25 protein-coding genes and 2 tRNA genes are annotated in these 25,399 nt (G+C 67.1%); 15 read left to right on the forward strand and 12 right to left on the reverse strand.

Going from position 1 to position 25,399, the window contains the following annotated elements:
• Positions 1 to 95: 95 nt before the first annotated feature.
• Positions 96 to 1,355: a TetR/AcrR family transcriptional regulator gene (locus tag ACP7A3_RS13365; protein WP_294210466.1), complete on the reverse strand. Its 1,260-nt coding sequence runs from the start codon at positions 1,353 to 1,355 to the stop codon at positions 96 to 98.
• 156 nt (positions 1,356 to 1,511) lie between these two features.
• Between ACP7A3_RS13365 and ACP7A3_RS13370 the strand changes: the two genes are divergently transcribed.
• From ACP7A3_RS13370 to ACP7A3_RS13395, 6 genes are all read left to right on the forward strand, one after another.
• Entirely contained in the window at positions 1,512 to 2,774 is a 1,263-nt protein-coding gene (locus tag ACP7A3_RS13370; RefSeq protein WP_426255930.1) for an acyl-CoA dehydrogenase family protein, read from the forward strand.
• 119 nt (positions 2,775 to 2,893) lie between these two features.
• Positions 2,894 to 3,976, forward strand: a complete 1,083-nt coding sequence (locus ACP7A3_RS13375) for a Zn-dependent alcohol dehydrogenase (RefSeq protein WP_426255931.1) — start codon at positions 2,894 to 2,896, stop codon at positions 3,974 to 3,976.
• 169 nt (positions 3,977 to 4,145) lie between these two features.
• Positions 4,146 to 5,198, forward strand: a complete 1,053-nt coding sequence (locus ACP7A3_RS13380; protein ID WP_426255932.1) for a phosphotransferase family protein — start codon at positions 4,146 to 4,148, stop codon at positions 5,196 to 5,198.
• A gap of 87 nt (positions 5,199 to 5,285) precedes the next feature.
• Entirely contained in the window at positions 5,286 to 6,050 is a 765-nt protein-coding gene (locus tag ACP7A3_RS13385) for an SDR family oxidoreductase (RefSeq protein ID WP_426255933.1), read from the forward strand.
• Positions 6,050 to 6,850, forward strand: coding sequence for an SDR family NAD(P)-dependent oxidoreductase (locus ACP7A3_RS13390; RefSeq protein ID WP_426255934.1), 801 nt, complete (start codon positions 6,050 to 6,052; stop codon positions 6,848 to 6,850). The genes ACP7A3_RS13385 and ACP7A3_RS13390 overlap by 1 nt, the downstream gene beginning before the upstream one ends.
• A gap of 36 nt (positions 6,851 to 6,886) precedes the next feature.
• On the forward strand, positions 6,887 to 8,074 hold the full coding sequence (locus ACP7A3_RS13395; protein WP_426255935.1) for an energy transducer TonB: 1,188 nt from the start codon (positions 6,887 to 6,889) through the stop codon (positions 8,072 to 8,074).
• On the opposite strand, the gene ACP7A3_RS13400 is transcribed toward ACP7A3_RS13395, so the two are convergent.
• From ACP7A3_RS13400 to ACP7A3_RS13425, 6 genes are all read right to left on the reverse strand, one after another.
• Positions 8,001 to 8,909: an acyl-CoA thioesterase gene (locus ACP7A3_RS13400; protein WP_426255936.1), complete on the reverse strand. Its 909-nt coding sequence runs from the start codon at positions 8,907 to 8,909 to the stop codon at positions 8,001 to 8,003. The genes ACP7A3_RS13395 and ACP7A3_RS13400 overlap by 74 nt on opposite strands.
• Positions 8,909 to 10,036: an acyl-CoA dehydrogenase family protein gene (locus tag ACP7A3_RS13405; RefSeq protein WP_426255937.1), complete on the reverse strand. Its 1,128-nt coding sequence runs from the start codon at positions 10,034 to 10,036 to the stop codon at positions 8,909 to 8,911. The genes ACP7A3_RS13400 and ACP7A3_RS13405 overlap by 1 nt, the downstream gene beginning before the upstream one ends.
• Before the next feature lie 134 nt (positions 10,037 to 10,170).
• Positions 10,171 to 11,361 (reverse strand): acyl-CoA dehydrogenase family protein, encoded by a 1,191-nt coding sequence (locus tag ACP7A3_RS13410; protein WP_426255938.1) that lies wholly within the window; start codon positions 11,359 to 11,361, stop codon positions 10,171 to 10,173.
• Positions 11,358 to 12,677 (reverse strand): amidase family protein, encoded by a 1,320-nt coding sequence (locus ACP7A3_RS13415; RefSeq protein WP_426255939.1) that lies wholly within the window; start codon positions 12,675 to 12,677, stop codon positions 11,358 to 11,360. The genes ACP7A3_RS13410 and ACP7A3_RS13415 overlap by 4 nt, the downstream gene beginning before the upstream one ends.
• Before the next feature lie 151 nt (positions 12,678 to 12,828).
• Positions 12,829 to 14,856 (reverse strand): 3-hydroxyacyl-CoA dehydrogenase NAD-binding domain-containing protein, encoded by a 2,028-nt coding sequence (locus tag ACP7A3_RS13420; RefSeq protein ID WP_426255940.1) that lies wholly within the window; start codon positions 14,854 to 14,856, stop codon positions 12,829 to 12,831.
• A 53-nt stretch (positions 14,857 to 14,909) separates the two neighbouring features.
• On the reverse strand, positions 14,910 to 16,130 hold the full coding sequence (locus tag ACP7A3_RS13425) for a serine hydrolase domain-containing protein (RefSeq protein ID WP_426255941.1): 1,221 nt from the start codon (positions 16,128 to 16,130) through the stop codon (positions 14,910 to 14,912).
• A gap of 128 nt (positions 16,131 to 16,258) precedes the next feature.
• Between ACP7A3_RS13425 and ACP7A3_RS13430 the strand changes: the two genes are divergently transcribed.
• The 4 genes from ACP7A3_RS13430 (at position 16,259) to ACP7A3_RS13445 (ending at position 19,575) form a co-directional block, all read left to right on the forward strand.
• On the forward strand, positions 16,259 to 18,022 hold the full coding sequence (locus ACP7A3_RS13430) for a class I adenylate-forming enzyme family protein (protein WP_426255942.1): 1,764 nt from the start codon (positions 16,259 to 16,261) through the stop codon (positions 18,020 to 18,022).
• Between the two features lie 52 nt (positions 18,023 to 18,074).
• Positions 18,075 to 19,313: an AI-2E family transporter gene (locus tag ACP7A3_RS13435; protein ID WP_043059768.1), complete on the forward strand. Its 1,239-nt coding sequence runs from the start codon at positions 18,075 to 18,077 to the stop codon at positions 19,311 to 19,313.
• A gap of 44 nt (positions 19,314 to 19,357) precedes the next feature.
• Positions 19,358 to 19,434 (forward strand) — tRNA-Asp (locus ACP7A3_RS13440).
• A gap of 64 nt (positions 19,435 to 19,498) precedes the next feature.
• Positions 19,499 to 19,575, forward strand: a tRNA-Asp gene (locus ACP7A3_RS13445).
• 147 nt (positions 19,576 to 19,722) lie between these two features.
• On the opposite strand, the gene ACP7A3_RS13450 is transcribed toward ACP7A3_RS13445, so the two are convergent.
• The 4 genes from ACP7A3_RS13450 to ACP7A3_RS13465 form a co-directional block, all read right to left on the reverse strand.
• Positions 19,723 to 19,929 (reverse strand): DUF2842 domain-containing protein, encoded by a 207-nt coding sequence (locus tag ACP7A3_RS13450; RefSeq protein WP_063685333.1) that lies wholly within the window; start codon positions 19,927 to 19,929, stop codon positions 19,723 to 19,725.
• Positions 19,926 to 20,462: a 5-formyltetrahydrofolate cyclo-ligase gene (locus tag ACP7A3_RS13455; RefSeq protein WP_426255943.1), complete on the reverse strand. Its 537-nt coding sequence runs from the start codon at positions 20,460 to 20,462 to the stop codon at positions 19,926 to 19,928. Before ACP7A3_RS13455 ends, ACP7A3_RS13450 begins: the two co-directional genes overlap by 4 nt.
• A gap of 241 nt (positions 20,463 to 20,703) precedes the next feature.
• On the reverse strand, positions 20,704 to 21,012 hold the full coding sequence (locus ACP7A3_RS13460; RefSeq protein WP_043059765.1) for a cell division protein ZapA: 309 nt from the start codon (positions 21,010 to 21,012) through the stop codon (positions 20,704 to 20,706).
• The gene (locus ACP7A3_RS13465; RefSeq protein ID WP_017979197.1) at positions 21,012 to 21,218 is read right to left on the reverse strand and encodes a hypothetical protein; all 207 of its coding nucleotides are present in this window, start codon (positions 21,216 to 21,218) and stop codon (positions 21,012 to 21,014) included. Before ACP7A3_RS13465 ends, ACP7A3_RS13460 begins: the two co-directional genes overlap by 1 nt.
• Before the next feature lie 184 nt (positions 21,219 to 21,402).
• On the opposite strand from ACP7A3_RS13465, the gene gap reads away from it, so the two are divergent.
• The 3 genes from gap to ACP7A3_RS13480 all read left to right on the forward strand — a co-directional run bounded on the left by gap (position 21,403) and on the right by ACP7A3_RS13480 (position 24,203).
• Complete coding sequence (gene gap, locus ACP7A3_RS13470; RefSeq protein WP_020486529.1) at positions 21,403 to 22,413, forward strand: type I glyceraldehyde-3-phosphate dehydrogenase; 1,011 nt, start codon at positions 21,403 to 21,405, stop codon at positions 22,411 to 22,413.
• Positions 22,414 to 22,526: 113 nt separating this feature from the next.
• The gene (locus tag ACP7A3_RS13475) at positions 22,527 to 22,994 is read left to right on the forward strand and encodes an MOSC domain-containing protein (protein ID WP_295563952.1); all 468 of its coding nucleotides are present in this window, start codon (positions 22,527 to 22,529) and stop codon (positions 22,992 to 22,994) included.
• Between the two features lie 18 nt (positions 22,995 to 23,012).
• Positions 23,013 to 24,203: a phosphoglycerate kinase gene (locus ACP7A3_RS13480; protein WP_426255944.1), complete on the forward strand. Its 1,191-nt coding sequence runs from the start codon at positions 23,013 to 23,015 to the stop codon at positions 24,201 to 24,203.
• 19 nt (positions 24,204 to 24,222) lie between these two features.
• On the opposite strand, the gene ACP7A3_RS13485 is transcribed toward ACP7A3_RS13480, so the two are convergent.
• A complete protein-coding gene (locus ACP7A3_RS13485; RefSeq protein ID WP_017979193.1) occupies positions 24,223 to 24,738 on the reverse strand; it encodes a TlpA family protein disulfide reductase in 516 nt (171 codons plus the stop codon).
• Positions 24,739 to 24,854: 116 nt separating this feature from the next.
• Here ACP7A3_RS13485 and relB point away from each other — a divergent pair, with 116 nt between their 5' ends.
• Both relB and ACP7A3_RS13495 read left to right on the forward strand, forming a co-directional pair.
• Positions 24,855 to 25,079: a type II toxin-antitoxin system RelB family antitoxin gene (gene relB, locus ACP7A3_RS13490; RefSeq protein WP_029720425.1), complete on the forward strand. Its 225-nt coding sequence runs from the start codon at positions 24,855 to 24,857 to the stop codon at positions 25,077 to 25,079.
• Positions 25,070 to 25,396 carry a type II toxin-antitoxin system PemK/MazF family toxin gene (locus ACP7A3_RS13495; RefSeq protein WP_226341799.1) on the forward strand — a complete coding sequence of 109 codons (327 nt, stop codon included), beginning with the start codon at positions 25,070 to 25,072 and terminating at the stop codon, positions 25,394 to 25,396. The genes relB and ACP7A3_RS13495 overlap by 10 nt, the downstream gene beginning before the upstream one ends.
• The last annotated feature ends 3 nt before the right edge of the window (positions 25,397 to 25,399 follow it).

Genomic DNA, 25,399 nt, shown 5'->3' on the forward strand with positions numbered 1-25,399 from the left:
TACGGGGCGGCCGATGCGCCGCCCCGCCCGATATTTGCGCCCCGGTCTTCCGCGCGTCCGTGCTTGCGTCGCGTAGGCCGCTGCGGGGCTAACGCTCACGCGTCGTGAAGGGCGCGATCGTCGAACAGGCCGAAGAACAGGGTCGAGGCATACATCGCCACCGCACGTTCGCGCGGCATCGTTCCCGCCCATTTCCGCATATCGAACGCCGCATTCTGCAGGGCCATCAGCGCCTGCGCCGCCACCAGCGCATCGACCGGGCGGATCGATCCTTCGGCGATCCCGTCCATCATCGTGCCGGCAAAGCGCCGCGCGATCCGGTTGGACCGGTCGACCATAGCCGTCCGCACGATCGCCGGCAGGCCCGACAGCGCCGTCGTCCGCAGCAGTGGGGCACGTTCGGCGAACTGCACGTCCAGCAGCGTCGCGATCGTGCTCGACAGCCGCTGCCAGTGGCTGCCGCCGGTCTCATCCGCCAGTCGCTGCGCATCGCTGATCGTGTCGAAGCTGCGCCGATAGCAGGCGATGACCAAATCGTCCTTGGCGTCGAGGTGATGGTAGAAGCTGCCCTTGGTGACGTTCAGCTCCGCCGCGATCCGCTGCACCGATGCACCGCGATAGCCCAGTTCGTTGATCAGCCGCGTCGCCGCCAGCAGAAAGGCCGCGCGCCCCGGCTCGGTTTCTTCGTGGCTCAGATCGATCGGCTGCGGCGCCCAACGCGCATGCGGCGCGGCGATGCCATGTTCGAACACGTCCATCAGCCGCGCTTCGATGCGATCGTATTGATCCGGTTCGTAACGTAACACCCAGATCGGCAGCCAGAAGGTGTTTTCCAGCAGCACGTGCGCCCGCGCGCCGAACAGGTCCGTCTCCGCGCGGCTGGCGGCAGGGCCCCATAAGGAGCGCGTCCGCCGGAACACCTCGCGCCAGCGATTCAGCAATCGGGTACGGTTGGGCTCCTCGCTCGCGCGCAGGTCGGACAGGACCGCCATCGCGCGATCCTCGCCGCGCTGCACGCGCGCCAGCCGGTCCATGATGAGGCCGAGGTAGCGGCGTACGCGTGCCTGCGGCGTCGGCTGGGCGAGCGCATCGTCCAGCATGGCGAGCAGCTGGTCCAGCGTATGTTCGAACGCTGCCGCCGCCAGGTCTTCCTTGCGCTTGAAATAATAGGTGACGCTGGTCGTGTTCAGCCCTACGCGGCGCGCCACGTCGGCGAAGGTCATGCCCTTCGCGCTCTGTTCGTTGATCGCCTCCGCTGCGGCGGACAGGATCGCATCGCGCTTCGCCCGGAAGCGCTTGGTGCCCTGTTCCTCCGCCCCGACGGTTTCGCCGGCGTCCGCCCCCGTTTGTTCCATCCGGCCAGTCTATCAATGCCGCTTTCGAAGAAACAGTGTTTTCTTGAGGTGTCCGGCGTCAGGCGTGAAAAAGCCATCGGAAGCGGGCGGATGGGACTTTACCGAATGTACGGTACGGCCTAGACCTCTGCCAAACATACGTTGGAGAGACGCCCCATGGACTTCACCCTGAGCGAGCGGGAAACCTATTTCCGCGACCGCGTCCGCCAGTTCATCGATTCGGAAATCCGCCCCCGCCAGGCCGAACATGACGCGCAGGAACATGAAGGCGAGCGCTGGAAGGTGATCCCCGTCATCGAAGAGTGCAAGGCGAAGGCCAAGGCCGCAGGCTTGTGGAATTTCTTCATGCCGCCCAACTCGGGCCAGACCCACGTCGACGACACGTTCGCGTTCGAAGGTACGCAGCTCACCAACCTCGAATACGCCCTGTGCGCCGAGGAAATGGGCAAGATCGGCTGGGCGTCGGAGGTGTTCAACTGCTCCGCGCCCGACACCGGCAATATGGAGGTCTTCCACCGCTACGGCACGCGCGAGCAGAAGGAGCAATGGCTGCGGCCGCTGATGAACGGCGATATCCGCTCCGCCTTCCTGATGACCGAGCCCGCCGTCGCCTCGTCCGACGCGACCAACATCGAAACCTCGATGGTCCGCGATGGCGATCACTACGTCATCAACGGCCGCAAATGGTGGTCGTCGGGCGTCGGCGATCCGCGCTGCAAGGTCGCGATCGTGATGGGCAAGACCGACACGTCGGCCAAGCGCCACCAGCAGCAGAGCATGATCCTGATGCCGATGGACGCGCCCGGCGTCACCATCGAACGCATGCTGACCGTCTACGGCTACGACCATGCGCCGCACGGCCATGGCGAGGTGGTGATGAAGGACGTGCGCGTGCCGGTCGAGAACGTGCTGCTCGGCGAAGGCCGCGGCTTCGAGATCGCGCAGGGGCGCCTCGGGCCGGGCCGCATCCACCATTGCATGCGTACCATCGGCGTCGCCGAAACGGGGATCGAGGCGATGGCCAAGCGCCTGCTCAGCCGCGTCGCCTTCGGCAAGCGCATCGCCGACCATTCGGTGTGGGAACAGCGGATCGCCAAGGCGCGCATCGACATCGAAATGACGCGACTCCTGTGCCTCAAGGCCGCCGACATGATGGACAAGGCGGGCAACAAGGCCGCGCAACTCGAGATCGCGATGATCAAGGTTGCGGCACCGACGATGGCGCTGCAGATCCTCGACGACGCGATCCAGGCGCATGGCGGCGGCGGCGTCAGCCAGGACTTCCACCTCGCGCATGCCTGGGCGGCGCTGCGCACGCTCCGCTTCGCCGACGGTCCCGACGAGGTCCACAACCGCGCCATCGCCCGCGCCGAATTCGGCAAATATGGCGACTATGCTGCGGAGCGCCCCGCGCGCTGAGCCCCCCTTCCTTACTCCGTTCGCCCTGAGCTTGTCGAAGGGCACCTCTCCGCGAGGGCCGGGCTTCGACAGGCTCAGCCCGAACGGGGAGGGGAACCCTCCCGGACAGGACCATTCCCATGAAAGCCGCCGTCCTCTTCGAACCCAAGACCCCGCTCCGTATCGAGGACGTCGCCGTCGCCGATCCGGCCCCGCACGAAGTCCTGATCCGCACCGTCGCGGTGGGCGTCTGTCGATCCGACCTGCACTTCGTCGACGGCATCTACCCGCATGCGCTCCCCACCATTCCGGGGCATGAAGCCGCGGGCGTGGTGGAGGCGGTGGGCAGCGAGGTGCGCACCGTGAAGGTCGGTGATCATGTCGTCACCTGCCTCAGCGCCTTCTGCGGCCATTGCGAATTCTGCGTCACGGGGCGCATGTTCCTGTGCGTGGATGCGGGCGTCCGCCGGCCCAAAGGCGCCGCGCCGCGCCTCACCCTCGACGGCCAACCGGTCGCCCAGATGCTCAACCTGTCGGCCTATGCCGAGATGATGCTCGTCCACGAACATGCCTGCGTCGCGATCGATCCGGAGATGCCGATGGACCGCGCCGCGTTGATCGGCTGCGCGGTGACGACGGGGGCCGGGGCGGTGTTCAACACCACCGACGTCACGCCCGGCGAAACGGTGTGCGTCGTAGGCTGCGGCGGCATCGGCCTCGCCGCGGTGAACGCCGCCAAGATCGCCGGCGCGGGCAAGATCATCGCGCTCGATCCCGTGCCGGAAAAGCGTGCGCTCGCCGAGAAGCTCGGTGCGACGCACAGCATCGACGCGCTGTCGGACACCGCGGCGGACGAGGTGGTCGAGATCACAAAAGGTGGCGTCCACCACGCGATCGAGGCGGTCGGCCGCCCCCAAAGCGCCGCCACCGCAGTAAAGGTGCTCCGCCGCGGCGGCACCGCGACGATCCTCGGCATGCTGCCGCCGTCGGAGAAGGTCGGCCTGTCGGCGATCGACCTGTTGTCGGGCAAGAAGTTGCAGGGCGGCCTGATGGGCAGCAACCGCTTCCCCGTCGACATTCCGCGCCTGGTGGATTTCTACATGCGCGGGAGCCTCGACCTCGACACGATCATCGCCGAACGCATGCCGCTGGATCGGATCAACGACGCGTTCGACGAACTGCGCAAGGGTGACGCCACCCGCAGCGTGATTACCTTCGCGTGACGATCGCCCACAGTACCTCGTCACCCCGGACTCGTTCCGGGGTCCACCGGGCCGCACGGGCACGGCACGAGGCTCGAACCGCCCCCCTCGCCGCGGAGTGGACCCCGGACCGAGTCCGGGGTGTCGGAGGAGGCGGGGCAGACCATCGCGCAATCCAAAAGGCAGCCGCATGACCACACCCCCCGGCACCATCGCCGTCACGGACAAGGACCGGCTCGACGAGGCGAACCTCACCCGCTGGATGGAGGCGAACGTCGCCGGCTTCACCGGCCCGCTCACCTACGCCAAATTCGCCGGCGGCCAGTCCAACCCGACCTATCGCATCGACAGCCCGTCGGGCGCCTACGTCTTGCGCCGGAAGCCGTTCGGGCCGTTGCTCCCCTCCGCCCATGCGGTCGATCGCGAATATCGCCTCATCGCCGGCCTGTACCCGACCGGCTTTCCGGTCGCGAAGCCCTATGGCCTGTGTACCGACGACAGCGTCATCGGCGCGATGTTCTATGTCATGGGCCTCGCCGACGGGCGTAACCTGTGGGACGGCACGTTGCCGGACTATACGCCCGACCAGCGCACCGGCATCTACAACGCAATGGTCGACACGCTCGCCGACCTCCACAACACCGATCACGTCGCCGCGGGCCTGGGCGATTACGGCAAGCCAGGCAATTACTTCGCCCGCCAGGTCGAACGCTGGACCAAGCAATATCGCGCCAGCGAAACCGAACACATGCCGGAGGTGGAGAAGCTCATCGACTTCCTGCCACGCACAGTGCCGGACCAGACGCGCACGTCGATCGTCCACGGCGACTATCGCATCGACAACATGATCTTCCACGCGACTGAGCCCCGCGTCATCGCGGTGCTCGACTGGGAGCTGTCGACGCTCGGCGATCCGCTCGCCGACTTCAGCTATTTCCTCATGAGCTGGGTCACCGAGCCGGAAGGCCGATCGGGCGTGAAGGGACAGACTGGCCCCGCCACCGGCATCCCGACGATCGAGCAGATGGTGGACCGCTATTGCGCGCGCACAGGCCGCGACGGCGTGCCCGATCTCAACTGGTATTTCGCCTACAACCTGTTCCGCCTGACCGGCATCGTTCAGGGCATCAAGAAGCGGATCGTCGATGGCACCGCGTCCAGCGCGCAGGCCGAACGGTCGGCAGCGCAGGTCCACCGCCTCGCCGCGGCGAGCTGGCACTTCGCACAAGCGGCTGGCGCTTAATCAACGGCTTGGACGGTATAGCTCGCATGAAGTGCGAGGCGAAAAAGATGGTTTCGTGTGACTTTTGTGACTTTTGAAAGGGCCTCCATGTCGCTGTTCGACCTTACCGGCAAAGTCGCCATCGTCACCGGCTCCAGCCGCGGCATCGGCAAGGCGAGCGCGATCGAGCTCGCCCGCGCCGGTGCCCGTGTCGTCATCTCCAGCCGAAAGCAGGACGCCTGCGACGCGGTCGCTGCCGAGATCAACGCCACGTTCGGAGAGGGCCGGGCGATCGCCATCGCCGCCGGCATCTCCGACAAGGCCGCCTTGCAGGCACTGGTTGATCGAACGCGCGCGGTATGGGGCCAGATCGACGTGCTGGTCTGCAACGCCGCCTCCAACCCCTATTACGGACCGCTCGCCGGCATCGCCGACGACCAGTTCCGCAAGATCCTCGACAACAACATCCTGTCGAATCACTGGCTGATCCAGATGGTGGCACCCGAGATGCGCGAACGGCGCGAAGGATCGATCGTCATCGTCTCGTCGATCGGTGGCCTGAAGGGCTCGGACGTCATCGGCGCGTATAACGTGTCCAAGGCCGCGGACTTCCAGCTCGCCCGCAACTACGCGGTCGAGTACGGCCCCGACAATGTCCGCGTGAACTGCATCGCGCCCGGCCTGATCAAGACCGACTTCGCCCGCGCGCTGTGGGACACGCCCGAGGCGGAGACACGCTCCAGCCGCCACACGCCGCTCAGGCGCCTGGGCGATCCCATCGATATCGCCGGTGCGGTCGTCTATCTCGCGTCCGACGCCAGCCGCTACATGACCGGCCAGGCGATGGTCGTCGATGGCGGGGTGACGATCTGATGGCCCGCTTCACCGACAAATCGATCATCGTGACCGGCGCCGGCAGCGGCATCGGCCGTGCCGCTGCCGTGGCCTTCGCCGCAGAGGGTGGCCGCGTGCTCGTCGCCGACCTCACCGACGGGGCCGACGCCACGGCAGACGCGATCCGTCAGGCCGGCGGCACGGCAGAGGCGTTGCGCATCGATGCCGGCAGCGAAGCCGACGTCGTCCGCGCGATCGACCTCGCCCGCGAACGCTTCGGAGGCCTCGACATCATGTTCGCCAACGCCGGCATCTCAGGCGGCATGGCCAATATCTTCGACACCGACGTCGCGCTGATCACCGACGTGTTGCGCGTGAACCTGATCGGCCCGTTCCTCGCGATCAAGCACGCCGCGCCGCGCATTGCCGAGCGGGGAGGCGGCGCGATCGTGCTGACCGCCAGCGTCGCCGGCATCCGCTCCGGCGCGGGCTCGCCCGCCTATTCGGCGTCGAAGGCGGGCGTCATCAACCTCGCCGCGGTCGCCGCGCAGCAGCTGTCGGGCAGCAACGTCCGCGTCAACGCCATCTGCCCCGGCCTCACTGAAACCGGCATGACCAAGCCGACGTTCGATTACGCGCGAGAGGCGGGCAAGATGGACCGCGTCGGCCGCCTCAATCCGCTACGGCGTGGCGCCCAGCCGGAAGAGCTGGCCAAGGTCGCCCTGTTTCTCGCCTCCGACGACGCCAGCTACGTCAACGGGCAGGCGCTGGCGGTCGACGGGGGGCTGTCGTCGAGCCACCCGGTCACGCGCCAGGAATATGGCAAGACCGCCGTCTGACTTGATGCCGTCACGCGGCGCGCGCAGGATGCGGCCATGCTGCTGATCCTCGCCGCCGCTCTCGCCGCCCCGCAGGCTGCTCCCCTGCCGATCATTTCGGTGCCCTCCGTCCCGCGCGCGCCGGAGTCGGGGCAATGGCTGCTCCACTGGACGATGAGCCCGGTGCTCTGCCGCGACGGGGGCAGCCAGCAGCCGGTGATGGCCGCCGAACCGCGCCGTACGGTCCTCTATTGGACCGGCAACGGTCGCGCCTCCGCGACCTTCGACTTCCGGATCGATGCCAGCGGTCGGCCGCTGACCATTGTGCGCCGCGGCAGCGCCTATCTGCAGGACGGCGAGGATATCGCCCCGGCGCTCGCCGCGACCCGCTTCGCCGCCGGTGCTGCGCGAAAGGGGTGCGTCGTCACCTTCACACCCGATGTCAGCTCGGTAACGGGCGCCCCGCTACACGATGTCATCGCGACTTTCATGACGCCGCGGACCACGCCGCCGCGCAGCATCTGGGATCGCATCCATGCCGGCGGCGATTGCGGCGATCCGGCCCCACAGGCGCTGCTGCGTGCTTTCCCGGATTTCAAGGCGTTGCCCGATCAGCCGGGCTATGTCAGCTGGACGCTGATCGGCTTCGACCTGTCCGGCGATGGCAAGCCCAAGGCGATCCGCACGCTCGACAGCAGCGGCACGGCGCCGCTCGACCGGGCGGGGCGCGAGGCGGTGGCACGCTCGCGCTTCGAGAAGGGCGCCCGCAAGGCCTGCACCTTCGGCTATTTCAAGGCGCCGACCCTGCTGCCCGCGCCGCCTGCGCCCGAAGAAGATGCCTGGCGCCCTGCGGCGACAACTTGTCCGCGCGAGCATGTGTGGGACCGGCGACCGCAGCTCGTCTATCCGACCAACTACAATGCGCGTAGCATCGAAGGCTGGGCGATGGTGACGTTCGACGTCGCGCCCTGGGGCGCGATCGGCAACGTCCATGCGCAGGCCGCCGAACCGACGGCCGATTTCGGCGCGGCCGCCGAAAACATGCTGCGCAGCGCAACGTTCAAGCCCGGCCCGGGCTATGTCGGCTGCATCGAACGCGTGCGTTACGTCATCCGCAAGCCGGGCGAAAAGTCGGCATACGTGCCGCCGCCCGTCGTCACGCTGACGCCGATCAGCCGCGCGGAGCCCGCTTCCGGATCAGCCCTTCCTGCGCGACGCTCGCCACCAGCCGACCGTCCTGCGTGAGGATGCTGCCCCGGTTCATGCCGCGCGCATGGCCCGCCCAGGGACTGTCGGTGACGTAGAGCAGCCAGTCGTCTGCGCGGAACGGCTCGTGGATCCACAAAGCATGGTCCAGGCTGGCGGTCTGCATTTCGGGCATCAGCCAGTTGACGCCGTGCGGCATCATGCTCGTCGCCATCAGCGCCATGTCGGACGCATAGGCGAGGGCCGCGCGATGCAGCGCCGGATCGTCGCCGATCGGCGCGGCGGTGCGGAACCAGGCGGCGTTGTTCGGCGCGCGCTTCTCCGGCAGGAACCAGCTGCGCGGGTACAGCGGCCGCATCTCGATCGCATTCTGCCGCCGCGTGAAGAAATCCCGGAACTTCTCCGGCACCTTATCCGCGACGGCGAGGCGCAGCTCGCGCTCCGACTTCAGCGTCTCCGGCGCCGGCACCTCGGGCATCGTATCCTGATGGTGCAGGCCGTCCTCGGGCGCCTGGAACGAGGCGGTCATCGTCAGGATCGGCTGGCCCTGCTGCATCGCCACCACCCGGCGCGTGGCGAAGCTCTTGCCGTCGAAATCGCGCGTCACCTGATACACGATCGGGAAATTCTCGTCGCCCGGCCGCATGAAATAGGCGTGTAGAGAATGCGCATCCTTGCCCTCGACCGACCTCTGCGCCGCCTGCAACGCCTGCGCGATCACCTGCCCGCCGAACACCCGACCGCGGCCACCCGGTTGGCGGGGGCCGCGATACAGATCGGTATCGAGCGTCTCGACGTCGAGCAGCGTGACGAGCATCGCCGCCAGCTCTTCGGGCGTGCGCTCGCGATGCTCGATTACGACCTCGTCGCTCATCAATAGCCTGCCGCGCGCGCCAGTCGGTCGGCGTGGAAGCCGGTGTCGCCGAACATTTCGGCAAGCACCCGGGCGCGCTTCATGAAGAAGCCGATGTCATATTCGTCGGTCATGCCGATGCCGCCATGCATCTGAACGCCTTCCTGAACGCTGAGCGTCGTCGCCATGCCGGTCATCGCCTTGGCGACCGACACCGCCTCGTCCGCCTCATCCGATCCGGCGTCAAGCAGTTGCTGCGCCTTCAGCACTGCGGCGCGTGCGACCTCCAGCTCGCTGTACAGGTGGGCGGCGCGATGTTGCAGCGCCTGGAAGCTGCCGATCAGCGTGCCGAACTGCTTGCGTTCCTTCAGATAACCGACGGTCATGTCCATCGCGCCGCCGGCGACGCCCAGCATTTCGGCCGACGCACCCGTCCGGCCGGCCTGCAGCAGCCGGTCGAGCCCGCCGCGTCCGCCATCGACCTCGCCGATCACCGCATCGGCATCGACCGTCACGCCGTCGAAGGTCATTCGCGCGGCGAGGCTCGAATCGGCCAGTCGCTCCGGCGACGCCTCGAGACCCGCAGCATCGCGCGGCACCGCGAACAGCGTCACGCCGTCCGCGTCCGCCGCCGACCCGGCGGTGCGCGCCGCGACGATCAGCAGGTCGGCGACATGGCCATGCGTGACGAACTGCTTGGCACCGTTCAGGCGAAAGCCGTTGCCCGCGCGTTCGGCTGTCATGCCGATCCGGTCGCGATGCTTGGGGCCTTCGTCGATCGCCAGCGCGGCGATCGTGTCGCCCGAGACGATGCCGGGGAACCAGCGGTCCGCCTGCGCACTGCCCTTCAGCGCCTCGACCGCCGCGACCGCGGTGGCGAGGAAGGGGGAGGGAGACAGGTTGCGCCCGATCTCTTCCAGCACCACGCCCGCTTCGACATGGCCCAGGCCCAGGCCGCCCTGCGCTTCGGGCACCAGCACGCCGTTCAGACCCATCTGGGCAAACTGCTTCCACAGGTCGCGCGAAAAGCCGGTGGGGTCGTTCGCGTCGCGAAGCGCGCGCAGGTGGCTGACGGGCGCATGTTCGGCGACGAAGTCCTTCGCCGTATCGCGCAGCATCGTCTGTTCGTCGTTGAGGTAAAGGGGCATTTCGATCTCTCCAAAGCCCTCTCCCTGTGGGAGAGGGTCGGGTGAGGGTGGGGGCGATGTGGCCTCCGTCACACCCTCACCCTTCCGCGGCTACGCCGCTCCCTCCCTCTCCCGATGGGAGAGGGACATGTTGCTTACGCCCCCGGCAGTTCCAGGATGCGCTTGGCGATGATGTTGAGCTGGATTTCGCTGGTCCCGCCCTCGATCGAATTGGCCTTGGTGCGCAGCCAGGCGCGGGGCGCCGCGCCGGTATTCGACCGCTCGCTCTCCCATTCCAGCGCGTCGGAGCCCCCCGCTGCCATCATCAGTTCGTGGCGATCCTTGTTCAGCTCGGTGCCGACATATTTCATCATGCTCGGCTGAGCCGGGTGCGCGCGGCCGGCCTTCAGCTCGTCGATGAAGCGCTCGCTCATTGCCGCGAACGCCTTGGCCCGCACCTCGAACAGCGCGATCTGCGTGCGCAGCACCGGGTCGGCGAGGCGGCCGTCATGATCCAGCCCGATCGTCGCGATCGCGCCCGCCACCAGCGGGCTTTCGCCCTGACCGCCCAGGCCCATGCCGGAGATCATCTCGCGCTCGTGGCCGAGCAGATATTTGGCGACGTCCCAGCCCTTGTTTTCCTCATGGATGCGGTTCGCCTTGGGCACCTTCACATTGTCCATGAAGGTTTCGCAGAAGGGCGAATAGCCGCTGATCAGCAGGATCGGCTTGGTCGAGACGCCCGGGCTCTCCATGTCGAACAGCACGAAGCTGATGCCGCCCTGCTTGGACGCCTTGCTGGTGCGGACGAGGCAGAAGATCCAGTCGGCCTTGTCGGCGTAGCTCGTCCACACCTTTTGCCCGTTGACGATATAATGATCGCCCGCATCCTCGGCGCTGGTCGCGAGGCCGGCAAGGTCGGACCCGGCATTGGGTTCCGAATAGCCTTGGCACCAGCGGATTTCGCCGCGGGCGATCTTGGGCAGATGTTCGAGCTTCTGCTCTTCGCTGCCGTATTTCAGCAGCGCCGGCCCGAGCATCGAAATGCCGAAGCTGTTCAACGGATTGCGCGCCCGGATCGCGCGCATTTCTTCGCGCAGCACCTTGGTCTCCGCCGGCGACAGCCCGCCACCGCCATATTCCTTCGGCCAGTCGGGCACGGTCCAGCCGCGTTCGCCCATCACCTTCAGCCACTGCGCCTGCGCCGGATTGGCATGGGGATCATAGTGGCGCCCACCCCAGCAGACGTCCTGATCGCCACGGATCGGCTCGCGCATGTCTGGCGGGCAGTTCGCCTCCAGCCACGCGCGGGTATCGGCTCTGAATTGATCGAGATCGGTCATCATTGGCTCCAGGCAAGCGCATGCGCCGCGCGGGCGGCGGCAAGCGCGGTGCGGTCTTGATACAAATCGGCGATCACCTGCACGCCGATCGGCAGGCCGTCGCCATCGCCGCCGATCGGCACGCTGGTCGCAGGCAGCATCGGCAGCGTAGCGAGGCCAGGGAAGGCGAACTGGTGCAAGAACGGCGTATCCTCGCCGTCGATGTCCAGCCGCCGATGGGGCAGAGGCGTGTCGTCGTGTGGGAATGCGGTCATGCCGACGGTCGGCGCGATCACGACATCGTACGTCTCGAACAGGCGGCGCCACTGGCGCTGCATGCGCGCCTGTTCGTCATGCAGGTGCAACCAGGTCGCCAGCGTCGGCGGCTCATGCCCCGGCGGTTGCGGCCCGCGCACTGACATCGCGATGTTGAGCATCTGTTCGTAGGCGGCGTTCTGCCGCTCGAGGTCGGGCAGCAGGTCGCTCCCCGTATCGACCGTTGCACCCTGCGCGCGGAAATGCTCGGCAAGATCGTCGATCGCATTCCGAATCGCGCGCTGCACCTTCGCCTTGGGCACATCGACCAGCACCAGGATGCGCCACTGCTCGCCATGGCGCTTGGCGGGTGCGAGGGGGTGGTCGGCGACGATCTGCAGCGCCGTCTCCAGATCGTCCGCGTCGCGCGCCAGGGGCCCGATCACCGACAGGACCGACTTGGCGAAGTCGGTGCCGGGAAAGAAATGCCCGTCGGTCGGCAACACGCCATAGGTCGGCTTGTGTCCCCAGACGCCGTTGAACGCCGCGGGTACGCGGATCGAGCCGCCGATGTCGGACCCGAACTCCAGCGGCACCATGCCACTCGCCAGCGCGACCGCCGAGCCGCCCGACGACCCACCCGCCACGCGCGCCGGGTCGAACGCATTGCGCGTGCGGCCGTAGATCGGGTTGTTCGACTGAATATCGGCGAGACGCGGCGGCACGTTGGTCTTGCCGAGGATGATCGCGCCCGCCGCCTTCAGCCGCTTCACCGCGACGGCGTCCTCCGCAGCGACGAAATCGCGGAACTGCTCGACGCCGAACGTCGTCGGCAGGCCGGCGACGTTGAAGCTTTCCTTGATCGTCATCGGCACGCCGAGCAGCGGTGCGTCGAACCCTTCCGCGATCCGTGTATCGAGCGCGCGGGCCGCATCGCGGGCGCGGTCATAGTCTTTCACCACCACCGCGTTGAGGTCAGGATTCGCCGCCTCGATCCGCGCGATCGCGGCTTCGGTTTCGGCAAGCGCGGTGGTGTCACCGGCACGGACGGCCGCGGCGGTGGCGATGGCGGAGGGCGGGGTCATCGATTCCTCCCCCGCCAGGGGGAGGTGGCGCGCGCAGCGCGTCGGAGGGGGCGGACACGATGCCCCCTCGACGGTGCGCCGCTCCCCGCCCCCTCCGTCAGCGCTGACGCGCTGCCACCTCCCCCTGGCGGGGGAGGAATTCGGAACGCCCTCACTTCAACCGCCCACCGCTGGCCGCAGCATCCTTCAGGCTCTTCGCCGCGGTGAAGCCGTGCTTCTCCAGCCCCGCCACGATCTTGCCCAGCCCCTCGCTCTGCGCCCAGAACATCGGGCCGCCGCGATAGACCGGCCAGCCGTAGCCGTAGATCCACACGACATCGACGTCGCTTGCCCGCTGCGCCTTGCCCTCCTCCAGGATCAGCGCGCCTTCGTTGACCATCGTGTACAGCGTCCGCTCGACGATCTCCTCGTCGGTCACCTCGTGCTGCGGCGTGCCGGTCTTGTCGCGCCATTCCTGGATGATCTCGGCGACCCGCGGGGACGGGGTGGGGTTCCGCTTCTCGTCGTAATCGTAGAAGCCCGCCTGCTTCTTCTGCCCCCAGCGCCCCTCGGCGGCGAGCGCGTCGCGGACATTCTCGATCCGGTTGGGATCGCGGTGCCAGCCGATGTCGACGCCGGCGAGGTCGGCCATCTGGAAGGGCCCCATCGGCATGCCGAAGGCGACATGGACGCGGTCGATCTGTTCCGGCGTCGCGCCTTCCAACAGCAGCTTGTTGGCCTCGACCTGCCGCGGCATCAGCATGCGGTTGCCGATGAAGCCATAGGTGACGCCGGCCACCACGGCGACCTTCTTGATCTTCTTGGCGAGGTCCATGACCGTCGCCAGCACGTCGGGTGCCGTCTTCGCGCCGCGCACCACCTCCAGCAGCTTCATGACGTTGGCCGGCGAGAAGAAGTGCATGCCGACGACGTCCTGGGGCCGCTTGGTGACGGCGGCAATTTCGTCGATGTCCAGGTAGGAGGTGTTGCTGGCAAGGATCGCGCCGGGCTTGGCCAGCCCGTCGAGCCGCGTGAAGATCTCCTTCTTCACGTCCATATTCTCATACACCGCCTCGATGATGAGGTCGCAGTCGCCCAGCGCGTCGAAGTCGAGCGTGGGAGTGAGGGCGCCCATCGCCGCTTCGACCTGTTCGGGCTTCATCCGGCCCTTGGCGGCGGTCGCCTCGTAATTCTTGCGGATCACGCCGGTGCCGCGATCGAGCGCCTCCTGCGCCATTTCGACGATCGTCACGGGAATGCCGGCGCTCAGGAAGTTCATCGCGATGCCGCCGCCCATCGTGCCGGCGCCGATCACGCCGACGCGTTTGATCGGTCGCTTGACGGTGTCGGCGGGGACGTCGTCGATCTTGGCCGCCTGACGTTCGGCGAAGAAGATGTGGCGCTGCGCGGCGGACTGGTTGCCCGTCATCAGCTTCATGAATCCCTGCCGTTCGAAGGCGATGCCGTCCGCGAACGACGTCTCGGTTGCCTTGACGACGCAGGCGATGTTGGCGGCGGGCGCGTCGAAGCCGCGGAAGCGGCGGCCGTTGGCCTTCTCGAACGCGGCAACCGCATCCGGGTCGGGCTGCACCGTCCGCTCGGATGCGCGGGGGATCGGCCGCTTCGCCTTCACCTCGTTCGCAAAGGCGATCGCATCCGCCTCCAGGCTGTCCTCACCGACGATCTTGTCGATCAGGCCGGCCTCCTGCGCCTTCTTCGCGCTGATCGGATCACCCTTGGCGGTCATCTCCAGCGCCAGCGCGACCCCAGCAATGCGCGGCAACCGCTGCGTGCCGCCCGCGCCGGGCAGCAGGCCGAGCTTCACTTCGGGCGTGCCGAGCTTCGCCGAGGGCACCGCGACGCGATAATGGCAGCCGAGCGCCACCTCGCACCCGCCGCCCAGCGCCGTACCGTGGATCGCCGCGACGATCGGCTTGGTCGATGCCTCGATCATGTCGACCACGGTGGGCAGGCCCGGCTCGACCATCGGTTTGCCAAACTCGGTGATGTCGGCGCCGGCGAAGAAGGTACGGCCATCGCAGCGGATCACCATCGCCGCGATCGAGGCATCGGCGACGCCTTCCTTGATCGCGGCCTCCAGCCCCTGCCGCACGGCTGCGCCCAGCGCGTTGACCGGCGGATTGTCGGAAATGATGACGAGTACGTCGTCGTGGCGTTCGGTGCGGATCGGCGAAGTCATCGGGTCAGTCCTTCCTAAGGCGTCCCCCGGTCGGCGCCGGGGTCACGAAATGGTCAATTGAGCGCGGCGTAGATCATCGTCTTCAGCTCGCGCCGGATCGGGTAGAGGCCCGACGGGCTCAGCTGCGTCATGAACACCATGTGCAGCCGCTCGACGGGGTCGATGAAGAAGGCGGTCGAGAACATGCCGCCCCAATAATATTCGCCCTTCGATCCGGGCATCATCGTGCGCGCGACGTCCTGCGTTACGGCAAAGCCCAGGCCGAAGCCGGTGCCGGCATTCTGCGTCTCGCTGAATAGCGAACGCGACAGACTGCTGAGGTCCTTGCCGCCCGGCAGATGGTTCATCGTCATCAGATCGAGCGTCTTGCGGCCGACGATCCGCGCGCCGTCCAGCGTCCCGCCATTCTCGCACATCCGGCAGAAGCGATGATAATCGAGCGCGGTCGACACGAGGCCACCGCCGCCGGACAGCAGCTTGGGCTGTCGGCTCCACGCGCTCGCCTCGCCACGGTCATACATCACGCGACCCTTGCCCTCGACCAATGTATAGCAATCGGTCAGCCGGTCGGTCTTGTCCTCCGGCACCGCAAAGAACGTGTCGTGCATGCCCAGCGGTGTGAAGATGCGCGTGGCGAAGAACTGGTCGAGCGGCATCCCCGACACGCGCTGCACCACTGCGCCGAGCACGTCGGTCGCGACGGAATAATTCCACGCCGTTCCCGGCGAGAATTCCAGCGGCAGCTTGCCCAGCGCCGCGACGAAGCCGTCGAGGTCGTGGTTGCCGTGCCAGCTCTCCAGCTTCGATTCGCGATGCGCGGCGTCGATGTTCGACCGGTTCTGGAAACCATAGGTCAGCCCGGCGGTATGGCGCAGCAGGTCGAGCATGCGCATCGGTTCGGTCGTCGCTTTGGTGACGAACGGAACGCCACCACCGCCGCCGTCATAGACGCCGACGCCTTTGAACTCCGGCAAGACGTGGTGGACGGGCGTATCGACCGCGACCTTGCCCTCCTCGACCAGCATCATGAAGGCGAGGCTGGTGATCGGCTTCGTCATCGACGCGATGCGGAAGAGCGAACGTTCGTCGATATTTGGCCCGCCTTCGCGCGCCGCCCCCTGATGCGAGAAGTGGGCGATCTCGCCATCGCGCGCGATCAGCAGCTGTGCATTCGGCAGGCGTCCGGTGTCGAGGTAGCGCGCCTTCAGAAACGCGTCGATCGCCGCCAGCCGATCGGGGTCGAAGCCCAGCGCGCGTGCATCGGTGTCGGCCATGCGGTGACATACCCCAGTTTCGAACTTATCTGCTCTATTGCCTTGAGCGGCGGCGGAATCAACAGTAACCTTTCATCGAAACACCGTAACCGCAAGCGCGGGCGGGACGATATGGAGAGGATGCCGACATGGCCAGCGCGCCCGCTAGCGAGCCGATCGTACCCCTGCCGCCGACATGGCCGGCGATGCCGCTGCCCCAGGTGGATGCGCTGCTGACCGCGCCCGGCGCGAAGTTCGAGATGGACGAGGTCGTGATCCGCGGCGTGCCGACTCGGGTGTGGAAGAACGCACCGCCGTCGATGCGATTCCTGATCGAAGCGAGTCGCGGCCACGGCGATCGGCTGTTCGTCATCTACGAGGACGAGCGCGTGTCGTACGAGGCGCATTACCGCGCCGTCGCCGCGCTCGCGGCGCATTTGGTTTCCCTGGGTGTCGGGAAGGGGGATCGCGTCGCGCTCGCGATGCGCAACCTGCCCGAATGGCCCGTCGCCTTCTTTGCGGCCGTGTCGATCGGCGCGATCATGGTGCCGCTCAACGCCTGGTGGACGGGTGCCGAGCTGGATTACGGCCTGCGCGATTCGGGCTCGCGCGTGCTGATCGTCGATGACGAGCGTCACGCGCGATTGCACGACGTCTATGGCAGCCTGCCGCAATTGGAACGGGTGATCGTCGCGCGCGCGTCGACGCCGCTGGCGGAGGGCGTGGAGCGGCTCGAAGATATCATCGGGACGCCGCACGACTGGCCGAACCTGCCCGCCACGCCGCTGCCGCCCGCGGCAATCGCCCCGGACGACGAGGCGACGATTTTCTACACCAGCGGCACGACCGGCGCCCCCAAGGGTGCGCTGGGCACGCACCGCAATTTCATGACCAACATCCTGTCGAGCGGCTTTACCGCGGCGCGTAGCTATCTGCGCCGGGGCGAAACGCCGCCCGATCCCACGCCGCGCGTCAGCCTCACCGTCATTCCGATGTTCCACGTCACGGCCTGTTCGGCGGGGATGATGGGGACGATCGCGACCGGATCGACGACGATCTATATGCGCCGCTGGGACACGGCGCGCGCGCTGGAGATCATCGAGCGTGAGCGCGTCAATATGACCGGCGGCGTGCCGACGATCGCCTGGCAGCTGCTCGAACACCCGGATCGTGCGAAATACGATCTCTCGTCGCTGGAAACGATCGCTTATGGCGGCGCGCCTTCGGCGCCCGAGCTGGTGCGGCGCATCTATCAGGAATTCGGCGCGCTGCCCGGCAATGGCTGGGGCATGACGGAAACGACCGCGACCGTCACGCAGCATGGCGCCGAGGATTATCTCAACCGCCCCGCGAGCGCGGGTGCGCCCGTCGCCGCGGCGGATATCGAAATCCGCGCCGACGACGGCGTCACCGTGCTGCCCCGTGGCGAGATCGGCGAGCTTTGGGCGCGCGGGCCGATGATCGTGAAGGGCTATTGGAACAAGCCGGAGGCGACCGCAGCGACCTTCGTCGATGGCTGGGTGCGCACCGGCGACCTTGCGCGGATCGATGACGACGGCTTCCTGTTCATCGCTGATCGCGCCAAGGACATCGTGATCCGCGGCGGCGAGAACATCTATTCGATCGAGGTGGAGAACGTGCTCTACGCCCACCCCTCGGTCACCGACGCCGCGCTGGTCGGCATTCCGCACCGGACGCTGGGCGAGGAGCCGGCGGCGATCGTCCATCTGTGCCCCGGTTGCACCGCGACCGAGGCGGAATTGCAGGGGTTCGTGCGCGAGCGGCTGGCGGCGTTTAAGGTGCCCGTCGCGATCCGCTTCCTGCCCGAACCGCTGCCGCGCAACGCCAATGGCAAGATCCTGAAACGCGAGCTGAAAGCGCTGTTCGAGGATCATTCCGCCGCCGCCGCTTAGGCAGGTGCAAACAGAAGGGTGGCGGCGCGCGAAAATGCGCTAGAGCAGGGGGATGGCCGACGATCCCGATCCTGCTCCCCCGTCACCCTCCATCACGCCCGAGGAGCAGATCGCGCTCGGCGCGCCGCTGATGCCCGGCACCCGCAGCGAGATCGGCCGCATCGCGCAGCGCCGCGATCGCCTGCTCGCCGCGTTCACGCTCATCGCTGGTATCGGCCTTGCCCTCGGCACACCCTTCGCGCTGAAATCGGGCGCGGAATTCTTCCTGCCGCTGACGACGGCGCTGGTGATCGCCATCGCACTGGTGCCGGTGCTCGAATGGCTCGAACGGCGCGGCATCCCATCCGCCATCGCAGCGCTGTTCTGCATCCTGGTCTTCCTGATCATCGCCAATATCGCGATCGCCGCGATCGTCGTGCCGGCGACGGACTTCTTCCAGCTGCTCCCCAGCCGGATCACGCGCATCCAGCACAATCTGTCGCCGTTGCTCGACCTCTATTCGACGCTCGAAAAATCGGTGAACAAGATGTTCCGGCAGATCGCGTCGACTCCGGTGCGTCAGCCGCAGACCGCCGCGGTCGCACCGCCCAGCTCGATCCTGGAACTCGCCGCGACGTCGGCGCCGACGGTGATCGTCCAATTCTTCTTCGGTATCCTGATCGTCTTCTTCTTCCTTTCCGGCTGGACCGGCCTGCGCAAGAAGACGATCACCGGGCGTACCAGCTTCGACGGCGCGATGGCGACCGCCCGGGTGATCCAGGACGTCGTCGACGACGTGTCCGCCTATCTCGGCACGATCACGCTGATCAACCTCACCCTGGGCGGCATCGTCGCGGGCGCGCTGTATTTCCTCGGCATGCCGTCGCCGCTGATGTGGGGCGGTATCGTCGCGCTGCTCAACTATATCCCCTATTTCGGGCCGATCCTGGCGGCATTCCTGCTCGCGATCGGAGGGTTGATGACCTTCACCGACATCTGGCTGGCGCTGATCCCGCCGGGCGTGATGATCGGCTGTCACCTCGTCGAGGCGAATGCGATCACACCGCTGATCGTCGGCCATCGGCTGACGATCAGTCCGCTGATGATCCTGGTGTCGATCAGCTTCTGGGGCTGGGTATGGGGCACGACGGGCGCCGTTCTGGCGGTGCCGCTGCTGATCATCATCCAGACCGTGCTGGGCGCGGCGGGCAAGCCGGATATCGCCGGGTTTCTGTTCGAACACGGCACATTGGTGCATCAGGAACGCGCCCGGCGACGCCGGAGCGAGGGGGAGGGCGAAGAAGGTCGTTGACACCCCCCGCGCCCTCGCTTAGTGGGCGCGCCTCAACGCTTTCAGCGGGTGTAGCTCAGTTGGTTAGAGCGCCGGCCTGTCACGCCGGAGGTCGCGGGTTCGAGCCCCGTCACTCGCGCCATTCCTTCCCGGAATGGTATGATTTGCCGAGACAAGCATAGCGCATTGCGCCGCGTGCCGAACACGCGGGTGTAGCTCAGTTGGTTAGAGCGCCGGCCTGTCACGCCGGAGGTCGCGGGTTCGAGCCCCGTCACTCGCGCCACCGGTCAGGACCGGTGGCATCCGCCCCAAGGGCGTCGATTCTCTCCCCATATGTCATGGCTCGCGTCAGCCGATCGAGCGGTGTCCATCTGCTATCCAAACATGTGCTTACCGTGCTTCTCGACACGCAGAGGGCGCACGGACTGCGTTACCGCCAGCGCCCGGTCTCCATCCACAGCAGCAGCGGCTTGAGCGGCAGGATCCAGACGATCCCGGCGACGAGATAGAAGGGCGCCTGCAGCCACCATGGCCATGTGCCGACGACACCCGACAGGCTGACGATCCCGACGCACCAGATCGCGATCAGGCTCAGGATGATGAGCATGCCAGCGGGTTTGCGCCACGTGGGGGTCATAAGGCGATCCAGTCTGATTCGGTGGCGATGGCGTGGAGTGGCATATCCCACGGATCGGCCGGCAACGCAGCGACTCGCTGCACCGACCATGCAATCCCCACCCGCCATGCATCGGGATGGGCGGCAAAGGCGCGATCGTAATGGCCAGCCCCTTGCCCTAGGCGATTTCCCGCGTCGTCGAAGCCCACGAGTGGCGTCAGGATGATGTCGGGCGACACTTCAGGCGCATCGGCTGCGGGCTGTAGCAGGCCGAAGGCGCCGCGTTCCAGCGGGTGCGATGGGTCCCACGACAGGAAGCGAAGCGCCGCGGCCCGCGTCGTAACGTGCGGCAGGGCCAGCGTGCATCTCGCGGCGCGCGCCGCGTCGGCGAGCGGCGCCGGATCGGCCTCACTGCCCAGCGGCCTGTAGCTCGCAACGATCAATCCCGGCCGCAAGCGGGCAACGAACGGCTCCGCCAACCCGATCGGCGCCTGCGGCACGAAGCCGTCACGAACAGCGCGCAGCCGGGCGCGGAGGGCGAGCTTGTCGGTCATCGCTCCACGCGGTCACGAGAGGAGAGGGGCGGGTGGCGGGACCGCCATGGCCGTGTGCCAAAATATCCACTGACGCCCTGTAACGTCAGGTGGGGACCATGTGCGTCGGACCAGGATCCGGGCAGGGACAGCCCCCATGGATGATGAATAGCCTCAGGGATAAAGTAAGGCTCGTACCGGGCAGAACCCGCCGCTGACCAATTTAGGATGGGCGGAGCGCACTGGCAATGGGGCAGGAGCCTTATCCTGCCGCCGGATCGTGCTCCAGCGCGTCGGCCAGCGCCTCCAGCCGATCGGCGATGCGTTGCAATGCCGGTTCGCTCACCGCCGCGCCCTCGGGCGGGCGCTGGCGGACATCCTCCAGGGCATCGGCGAGCATCAGGGCGACGAACAGCATCGCGCGCTCGCCCGGTACGCCGCCCGCGGCGCGCAGGGCCGCCGGCCAGCGCTCGTCGAGCATCTTGCCCAACTCCACGAGATGGGCTTCCTCGCCGTCGCGGCAGGCGACGGTGTGCGGACGACCGCCGATCGGCAGCGAGACGTTCGCCATCAGGCCGGCGTCCCACGGGCGATCACGTCGTCCAGCGCACTCACCGCCTCGGCCATGCGTGCCTTCAGAGCCGCATGGCGGCGCGCCAGCGCGTCGCCTGCCGCGGCGCGGGCCGCGATCGCGGTTTCGATTCGGGCGATCGCCGCGTCGATGCGATCGACGGCGCTCGGCGTATCGGGGGGCGTGTCGGGAAGCGGTTCGGCCATACCTCCTGACCTAGGCGCGCACCGGGGCAGCGGCAAGTCGTCAAACCGCTTCGCGCAAACACGATCCGCGCATAGCCCGCGGTTGACAGACGGGCGTTCCCCCTCGCAAAGGCGGGGCCGCTTTAACACGTTTAACGCGGCCCCGAATCCGATGCGCCGCGACCCATTGCGAGGAGTGAAGCAGATGACGGTGAAGGTTGCGATCAACGGCTTCGGCCGCATCGGCCGACTGGTGGCGCGCGCGATCATCGAACGCGGTGCCGGCGACCTCGAACTGGTCGCGATCAACGACCTCGCCGATGCCAAGTCGAACGCCTGGCTGTTCAGCCGTGACAGCGTTCACGGCAAATACCCCGGCACCGTCACCGCCGAAGGCAATGACCTCGTCATCGACGGTAAGCGCATCCGCGTCACCGCCGAGCGCGATCCCGCCAACCTCCCGCACAAGGAACTGGGCGTCGATCTGGTGCTCGAATGCACCGGTTTCTTCACCGACAACGTCTCGTGCCAGAAGCATATCGATGCGGGCGCGAAGAAGGTGCTGATCTCGGCCCCGGGCAAGGGTGTCGACCTCACTGTCGTCTATGGCGTCAACCACGACAAGCTGACCGCCGAGCACACGATCGTGTCGAACGCGTCCTGCACCACCAACTGCCTGGCGCCGGTCGCCAAGGTGCTGAACGACACGGTCGGCATCGAACGCGGTCTGATGACCACGGTCCACGCTTATACCAACGACCAGAAGATCCTCGATCAGATCCACCCGGATCTGCGGCGCGCCCGCGCCGCGGCGATGAGCATGATCCCCACCACCACGGGCGCGGCCCGTGCGGTGGGCGAGGTGCTGCCCGAACTGAAGGGCAAGCTGGACGGATCGGCGATCCGCGTGCCGGTGCCCGACGTCAGCCTGATCGATCTGACCTTCACGCCGAAGCGCGACACGACGAAGGACGAGGTCAACGCGATCCTGAAGGCCGCGTCGGAAGACGGCCCCCTGAAGGGCGTGCTTGTCTATTCGGACGAACCGCTCGTCTCGATCGACCTGATGCATTCGCCACAGTCCTCGACCGTCGACAGCCTGGAAACCGCGGTGCTCGACGGCAAGCTCGTCCGTGTCGTCAGCTGGTACGACAACGAATGGGGCTTCTCGAACCGCATGGTCGATACCGCGACCGCCATGGCGAAGTTCCTTTAAGGCATCGCCAATGACCCATTCCGTCATTGCGAGCGGAGCGAAGCAATCCGGAGCGTCACGCACGACGCTCTGGATCGCCGCGTCGCTGCGCTCCTCGCGATGACGGGGCGGGTATGACGACCTCCGGCACGCTCGTCGGGATCGCCCGGCACGCCTTTCCGAAGGCGCCGATGGAACTGGTCGAAGCCGTCGACGTGACGGTCGAAGGGGGCCTGCACGGCGATTTTCGCGGTGCGGTGAAGCCCGGCGGGCGCGGCAAGCGGCAGGTGACGCTGATGGAGCGCGGCGACTGGGATGCCGCCATGGCGGACCTCGGACATACGATCCCGTGGCAGGAACGGCGCGTCAACCTGCTGGTCGACGGCTTCGACATCCCGCAGGTGCCCGGCACGCGGCTGCGCATCGGCGCGGTCGAGCTGGAGATCACGGTCGAATGCGACCCGTGCAGCCGCATGGAAACGATCGCGACCGGGCTGAAGGCGGCGCTGACCCCCGACTGGCGGGGCGGGGCCTGTACGCGCGTGAAGGTGCCCGGCCGGATCGCGATCGGCGATCCCGTGTCGGTCGTCTCTTTCTCTTAAGATCTGAAGGACGATATCATGGCTAAGGCCTTCAAGACGCTCGACGATATGGGCGAAGTTCGTGGCAAGCGCGTGCTGGTGCGCGAGGATCTGAACGTCCCGATGGCCGACGGTGCCGTCACCGACGACACGCGGCTGCGCGCGACGCTGCCGACCGTCACCGAACTCGCCGATCGTGGTGCGATCGTGTTGATCTTGGCGCATTTCGGCCGGCCGAAGGGCACGCCAAACCCTGAGATGTCGCTTAGCCGGATCGTCCGCCCCTATTCTGCCGTGCTGGGCCGAGAGGTCCGCTATATCGATTGGGAGGGCGACGAGGCGGCCGTCGCGACGCTGCAACCCGGCGATATCGCGGTTCTGGAGAACACCCGCTTCTTCGGTGGAGAAGAGAAGAACGATCCACAAGTCGTTCAAAGAATTGCCAAATTGGGTGATCTCTATGTCAACGATGCCTTTTCGGCAGCGCACCGCGCGCATGCCTCGACCGAGGGGCTGGCCAAGGTGCTGCCCGCCTTCGCCGGTCGTGCGATGGAGGCCGAACTCGACGCGCTTGAAAAGGCACTGGGCAACCCCGACCACCCCGTTGCCGCCGTCGTCGGTGGCGCCAAGGTGTCGACCAAGCTCGACGTGCTCAAGCACCTCGTCACCCGCGTCGATCATCTGATCATCGGCGGTGGTATGGCGAATACCTTCCTCGCGGCGCGCGGCGTCAATGTCGGCAAGTCGCTGTGCGAACACGATCTGACCGGCACCGCGGAGGAGATCCTCGACGCCGCGGATCGCGCCAATTGCACCGTTCACCTGCCGTACGACGTCGTGGTGGCGAAGGAATTCCGCGCCAACCCGCCGGTCCGCACCGTCAACGTCCACGAAGTCGCGGCGGACGAGATGATCCTGGACGTCGGCCCTAGCGCGGTCGAGGCGTTGGGCGATGTGCTGAAGAACTGCCGCACGCTCGTGTGGAACGGCCCGATGGGCGCATTCGAAACACCGCCCTTCGACGTTGCCACCGTCAGCCTGGCGCGCACCGCCGCGGCGCTGACCCAGGACGGCAGCCTCGTCTCGGTTGCGGGCGGTGGCGATACCGTCGCCGCACTCAACCAGGCCGGCGTGGCGGATCGCTTCACCTTCGTGTCCACTGCCGGTGGCGCCTTCCTCGAATGGATGGAAGGCAAGGCACTGCCCGGCGTCGCGGCGCTGACCGCCTGACCCGAATGCGAGACGCCGCTCAAGTCGGCGGCGTCTCCTTCAACAGCGGCACGACGATCGTGTTGAGATCGTCGAGGTCGAGCGATGCCGCCTTGGCGTAGCGGACGACCCCCGCACGATCGATGACGTAATTGGTCGGCACCGCATTGCCGATCAGCGGATATTTGCCCTTCACCCGCCGTGTCGGCGTGATCGCCATCGCCGCGAACAGCGGTTTCATCCGAAAGACCGGCACCGAATCCTCGGTCGCCACCGCGAACACGCGCAGGCCGTGCTTCTGCTGCGTGCGATAATAGGCATCCAGCAGCGGCAGCTCCGCGCGGCAGGGCACGCACCACGTCGCCCAGAAATTCAGGATCACCACCTGTCCGCGCAGATCGGCGAGCCGCACCTTGCTGCCGTCGATCAGCGTCAGCTCCGCGTCCGGCGCGGGCTTGCCGACGAGCGGCGACGCATAACGGTCCGCCGCCGCGCCCGCGCCGCTCGCGGTCAATAGCGCAGCGACGATCGCCAGCCGGATTGGTGTCATGATCATTCCCCCTTGACCCGCATCAAGCGTCCTTTGGCGCGTGGCGTCAAGGCTGCACTCACCCCTTGCGCAAGCCCCTGCCACGCCGTAGGTTAAACGCGTTAAACAGGCAGGGAGCCGGCATGCTCGGAGTGCGACTCGACACCGAATTGGAAGAGCGGCTCGCCGCAGTCGCGCGCACCCAGGGTCGCAGCAAGAGCGACATCGCGCGCGAGGCGGTGCGTCGCTACGTCGACCTGCACGACGACGCCTATCGCCGCGAGGCCCGCCGCCAGTCGACCCGCGCATCGCAACGCGCGTCGAGCGACGATGTGATCTTCTGGCAGGATGCGCGCGCGTGGAAATAAGGCATGGCGGCATCGTGTTGGTCGATGGACCGGACGGTGCGCCGGCGCGCCCGTGCGTCGTCGTTCAGTCCGACCTGTTCAACGCGACGCATGCGACGATCACCGTCTGCCCGCTCACCTCGGTGATCGGTGGCGAGGCGCTGTTCCGCGTTGTCATGTCGCCGCGCGAACACAATGGCCTGACCGCCGAATGCGAGGTGGAGGTCGACCGGATCACCAGCGTCGCACGCGACCGCATCACCGCGGTGATCGGCGATGCCAGCCCCACCCGCATGGAGCAGATCGACCAGGCGCTGCGGCGCTGGCTGATGCTCTGACGA

This window comes from Sphingomonas sp. DC5200-1 (genome assembly GCF_049897245.1).
In the GTDB taxonomy this organism is placed as follows: domain Bacteria; phylum Pseudomonadota; class Alphaproteobacteria; order Sphingomonadales; family Sphingomonadaceae; genus Sphingomonas; species Sphingomonas aquatilis.

Excerpts from the sequence above, each read along its gene's own strand:
- ACP7A3_RS13365 (WP_294210466.1), bottom strand. The coding sequence starts at position 1,355 with ATGGAACAAACGGGGGCGGACGCCGGCGAAACCGTCGGGGCGGAGGAA.
- ACP7A3_RS13370 (WP_426255930.1), top strand. The coding sequence starts at position 1,512 with ATGGACTTCACCCTGAGCGAGCGGGAAACCTATTTCCGCGACCGCGTC.
- ACP7A3_RS13375 (WP_426255931.1), top strand. The coding sequence starts at position 2,894 with ATGAAAGCCGCCGTCCTCTTCGAACCCAAGACCCCGCTCCGTATCGAG.
- ACP7A3_RS13380 (WP_426255932.1), top strand. The coding sequence starts at position 4,146 with ATGACCACACCCCCCGGCACCATCGCCGTCACGGACAAGGACCGGCTC.
- ACP7A3_RS13385 (WP_426255933.1), top strand. The coding sequence starts at position 5,286 with ATGTCGCTGTTCGACCTTACCGGCAAAGTCGCCATCGTCACCGGCTCC.
- ACP7A3_RS13390 (WP_426255934.1), top strand. The coding sequence starts at position 6,050 with ATGGCCCGCTTCACCGACAAATCGATCATCGTGACCGGCGCCGGCAGC.
- ACP7A3_RS13395 (WP_426255935.1), top strand. The coding sequence starts at position 6,887 with ATGCTGCTGATCCTCGCCGCCGCTCTCGCCGCCCCGCAGGCTGCTCCC.
- ACP7A3_RS13400 (WP_426255936.1), bottom strand. The coding sequence starts at position 8,909 with ATGAGCGACGAGGTCGTAATCGAGCATCGCGAGCGCACGCCCGAAGAG.
- ACP7A3_RS13405 (WP_426255937.1), bottom strand. The coding sequence starts at position 10,036 with ATGCCCCTTTACCTCAACGACGAACAGACGATGCTGCGCGATACGGCG.
- ACP7A3_RS13410 (WP_426255938.1), bottom strand. The coding sequence starts at position 11,361 with ATGATGACCGATCTCGATCAATTCAGAGCCGATACCCGCGCGTGGCTG.
- ACP7A3_RS13415 (WP_426255939.1), bottom strand. The coding sequence starts at position 12,677 with ATGACCCCGCCCTCCGCCATCGCCACCGCCGCGGCCGTCCGTGCCGGT.
- ACP7A3_RS13420 (WP_426255940.1), bottom strand. The coding sequence starts at position 14,856 with ATGACTTCGCCGATCCGCACCGAACGCCACGACGACGTACTCGTCATC.
- ACP7A3_RS13425 (WP_426255941.1), bottom strand. The coding sequence starts at position 16,130 with ATGGCCGACACCGATGCACGCGCGCTGGGCTTCGACCCCGATCGGCTG.
- ACP7A3_RS13430 (WP_426255942.1), top strand. The coding sequence starts at position 16,259 with ATGGCCAGCGCGCCCGCTAGCGAGCCGATCGTACCCCTGCCGCCGACA.
- ACP7A3_RS13435 (WP_043059768.1), top strand. The coding sequence starts at position 18,075 with ATGGCCGACGATCCCGATCCTGCTCCCCCGTCACCCTCCATCACGCCC.
- ACP7A3_RS13450 (WP_063685333.1), bottom strand. The coding sequence starts at position 19,929 with ATGACCCCCACGTGGCGCAAACCCGCTGGCATGCTCATCATCCTGAGC.
- ACP7A3_RS13455 (WP_426255943.1), bottom strand. The coding sequence starts at position 20,462 with ATGACCGACAAGCTCGCCCTCCGCGCCCGGCTGCGCGCTGTTCGTGAC.
- ACP7A3_RS13460 (WP_043059765.1), bottom strand. The coding sequence starts at position 21,012 with ATGGCGAACGTCTCGCTGCCGATCGGCGGTCGTCCGCACACCGTCGCC.
- ACP7A3_RS13465 (WP_017979197.1), bottom strand. The coding sequence starts at position 21,218 with ATGGCCGAACCGCTTCCCGACACGCCCCCCGATACGCCGAGCGCCGTC.
- gap (WP_020486529.1), top strand. The coding sequence starts at position 21,403 with ATGACGGTGAAGGTTGCGATCAACGGCTTCGGCCGCATCGGCCGACTG.
- ACP7A3_RS13475 (WP_295563952.1), top strand. The coding sequence starts at position 22,527 with ATGACGACCTCCGGCACGCTCGTCGGGATCGCCCGGCACGCCTTTCCG.
- ACP7A3_RS13480 (WP_426255944.1), top strand. The coding sequence starts at position 23,013 with ATGGCTAAGGCCTTCAAGACGCTCGACGATATGGGCGAAGTTCGTGGC.
- ACP7A3_RS13485 (WP_017979193.1), bottom strand. The coding sequence starts at position 24,738 with ATGATCATGACACCAATCCGGCTGGCGATCGTCGCTGCGCTATTGACC.
- relB (WP_029720425.1), top strand. The coding sequence starts at position 24,855 with ATGCTCGGAGTGCGACTCGACACCGAATTGGAAGAGCGGCTCGCCGCA.